Source organism: Enterobacter sichuanensis, from assembly GCF_002939185.1.
In the GTDB taxonomy this organism is placed as follows: Bacteria; Pseudomonadota; Gammaproteobacteria; order Enterobacterales; family Enterobacteriaceae; genus Enterobacter; species Enterobacter sichuanensis.
The window spans coordinates 1-1,258 of the sequence record NZ_POVL01000147.1 but is presented as its reverse complement, the minus strand read 5'-3'; the positions used below and the strand labels follow the sequence as shown (position 1 = coordinate 1,258).

Genomic DNA, 1,258 nt, shown 5'->3' with positions numbered 1-1,258 from the left:
TGTAGTGGTCAAGTAATACTGGCCACGGTTTTACAGTAAAAATGGTACCTGTTCTCTGACTCTTCCGGCGTCAAGCCACCGTTATAATGGTGGGGTCTGACGCTGTTGTAGTAGTTCAGTATGTAATCATTAATTTGCTGCCGGGCCTTGTCCTCGCCTGCATAACCATTTGCCGGCACCCATTCTGTTTTCAGACTGCGGAAGAAGCGTTCCATTGGACTGTTATCCCAGCAGTTTCCCCGTCGACTGACGCTTTGTTTTATTCTGTAACGCCAGAGAAGTTGCTGATATTTCAGACCTGTATATTGGCTTCCCTGGTCGCTATGGAACATGACATCACGTGGTTGACCACGCGTTTCATAGGCCATCCGCAGGGCACCGCTTATCAGTGCGGTATCGGCATGTACTGACAGACTCCAGCCGATAACCCTGCGGGCAAAAAGATCCATGACGACCGCCAGATAGCACCAGCGGTTTCCTGCCCAGAGATACGTAATGTCTCCGCACCACACCCGGTCTGGCTCAGGCACAGCGAACTGACGCTCGAGCAGATTCGGCAGGCAGGTATGCTCCTGACGGGCATTTTTGTACTGATGTTTTCCGGGCTGACAACTGCTCAGGTTCAGATATTTCATCAGACGTCCGGCACGGTAACGGCTCATCGGGACGCCGTTTTGGGTCAGCATGCCAGCCAGAGTGCGTGCCCCCGCGGAGCCCCGGCTCTGGTTCCACGCCCGACGTATTTCGCTGCACAGCCTGACGTGTACCGGATTAACCATATCGCGTCGTTTTCGCCAGTACCGGTAACTGCTGCGGTGTATTTCCAGCGCGGAGCACAGGCTGACAACCGTGTGGCTGTCACTCAGTCTGGCAACTATCGTGAACCGTTCAGCGAGTCGGACATCAAGAGCGCAGTAGCCTTTTTTAATATCGTATTTTGCTCCTCCAGACGGCGAACCTGCTTTTCCAGCTCACGGATACGTTGCTGGTCTGGAGTAATGGGTGTGGCAGAGGGCGTAATCCCCTGGCGCTCTCGCCTGAGCTGGCGTACCCAGCTCTCAAGCGTGGTAGAACCGACATTCATCGCCTCACTGGCTTGTCGATATGAGTAGCCCTTATCAACAATCAGTTGTGCACATTCCAGCCTGAACTCAGGGGTGAAAGTACGTTTGGTTTTCTTGTTCATTAAGTCACCTGTTTTGTGTTGAGGTGAGAATATCACCTTTAATCAGGTGGCCAAATTTACTGTGCCACTACA

Annotated in this window: 1 protein-coding gene; it reads right to left on the bottom strand. The window is 52.7% G+C overall.

Annotated features, from left to right (window positions below; genetic code table 11):
• Nucleotides 1-8 precede the first annotated feature (8 nt).
• Nucleotides 9-1,186 (bottom strand): IS3 family transposase gene (locus C5687_RS24210; RefSeq protein WP_202911318.1). Its coding sequence is split into 2 segments (ribosomal slippage): nt 9-928 and nt 928-1,186, totalling 1,179 coding nucleotides; the frame shifts between segments, so codons are not numbered across the junction.
• Nucleotides 1,187-1,258: the final 72 nt, after the last annotated feature.